A 1,654-nucleotide genomic window follows, 5' to 3' on the forward strand; every position below is an offset into this window, starting at 1 on the left:
AGGTCGGGCGAGCGGTCGGGCTCCTCCGCCAGGGCGACGGCGGCGGCGTCCGCGCCGACATGGCCCGCGATGCAGGGCAGGAGGTAGGCGCGCGCGGTGGGCGCGACGGTGTCGAGGCCGATCTCGCGCGCCCCCAGCGTGACGCTGTCGGCCGTGGCGAGCGCGAAGGGCGCCTGGCCGAGCTCGACCGGGTCGATCCCGAGGAGGAGGTGGTGCATCACCGGGTTGCAGACGATGACGAGCTCGAGGATCAGCGCGGGGTCGATCCCGGCCTCCGCGGCCAGTTCCGACGCGAGGCGGCTCATCGCCTCGCGCACCGCCCGCGTCATCTCGGCGTCGCCGCCGGGGTTCATCATGGCGTAGGAGACGCGGCTCATCAGATCCTCGCCGAAGCGGATCTGCGGGTTCATGACGCCGGCGGAGGCCAGCACGCGGCCATCGGTCAGATCGCAGAGATGGGCGGCGATCGTGGTCGAGCCGAGGTCGATCGCGAGGCCGTATAGCCCGCCCTCGTGCAGCCCCGGCCAGATGCCGAGGATCTCGTGGACCTCCGAATGCGCCGGGCGGTGGAGCGCGACGCTGACCTGCCACCCGCCCTTGCGCAGTGCGGGCTGGAGCGCCTGGAGGACGGGCAGGGGGGCGGTGGCGGCGTCGATGCCCCATTGCTCCCGCAGCGCCGCGCGCAGCCGCTCGAGATCGCCCGAGGGCTCGTGCATGTCGGGCTCGACGACCTCGACGAGGACGAGGCGCGTCGCGGGGTCCATGACGACCGCCTTGTCCGAGGCGGCCTTGCGGACGACCTGGCGGTGGACCTGGCTCTCGGGCGGCACGTCGATCACCACGTCGCGCTGCACGGTTGCCTGGCAGCCGAGGCGGCGGCCCGCCGTCAGGCCGCGGACGCGGTCGTAGCGCTCCTCCACCGCGTTCCACGCGGAGAGCGCGTCCTCGGCGACGGTGACGCCATGCTTGGGGAAGTCGCCGTAGGAGGGCGCGACCTGGCACTTCGAGCAGATGCCGCGCCCGCCGCAGACCGAATCGAGATCGACGCCGAGCTGGCGCGCGGCGGTGAGGATCGGGGTGCCGACCGGGAAGCGGCCGCGCTTGCCCGAGGGCGTGAAGATGACGAGGGGGTCGGTCATGGGGTGCGGCATGGGGGATTGGGCGAATTTTCGTACGAAAATTCGCGAGGTGCGAAAATTCGTACGAATTTTCGGATCAGAACAGGATGCGGATCGGGCGCTGCGTGCAGAACACGACGAGCTGTCCGTTGCACTCGGCCAGGTGCCAGCCGCGGCGGCGCACCTCGGCCTCGAACTCCCGCCTGCCCACCTCGGCCTCGACCCAGCGCAGCGACCGTCGCACGACGCCGCCATGCTGCACCGTCCGCGCCGAGAAGACCTGGTCGATCCAGGGGGCGGAGGGCACGGGAATCGCGGGGCGCAGCATCGTCATGTCCCGATGCTGCGCCCGGCATGGCTAATGTCCGGTTAACCGCGCTCATCCGGCGCGGCGGCGCCGTCCGCCCGCCCGCCCGCCGCGAAGCGCGGCGTCCGGGTCTTGGTTGAAGCGGATCCAGGCACCGCCGCCCTCGTCCTGGTCCATCAGGAAGTTGGCGGCGCGGATCGCCTCCATGTCCTTGCCGGGGCGGGGCCTG

At 72.1% G+C, this 1,654-nt stretch carries 1 protein-coding gene and 2 pseudogenes; all 3 read right to left on the bottom strand.

What is annotated here, in order from left to right; all coding sequences use genetic code 11:
* Positions 1-1,139, bottom strand: a pseudogene (locus ACTS11_RS01730) (ASKHA domain-containing protein); the annotation flags it as partial.
* A 76-nt stretch (positions 1,140-1,215) separates the two neighbouring features.
* On the bottom strand, positions 1,216-1,452 hold the full coding sequence (locus tag ACTS11_RS01735; protein ID WP_442638630.1) for an N-(5'-phosphoribosyl)anthranilate isomerase: 237 nt from the start codon (positions 1,450-1,452) through the stop codon (positions 1,216-1,218).
* Between the two features lie 45 nt (positions 1,453-1,497).
* Positions 1,498-1,654, bottom strand: a pseudogene (locus ACTS11_RS01740) (methyltetrahydrofolate cobalamin methyltransferase); the annotation flags it as partial.

Source organism: Roseicyclus sp. (genome assembly GCF_052168335.1).
Classification (GTDB): domain Bacteria; phylum Pseudomonadota; class Alphaproteobacteria; order Rhodobacterales; family Rhodobacteraceae; genus Roseibacterium.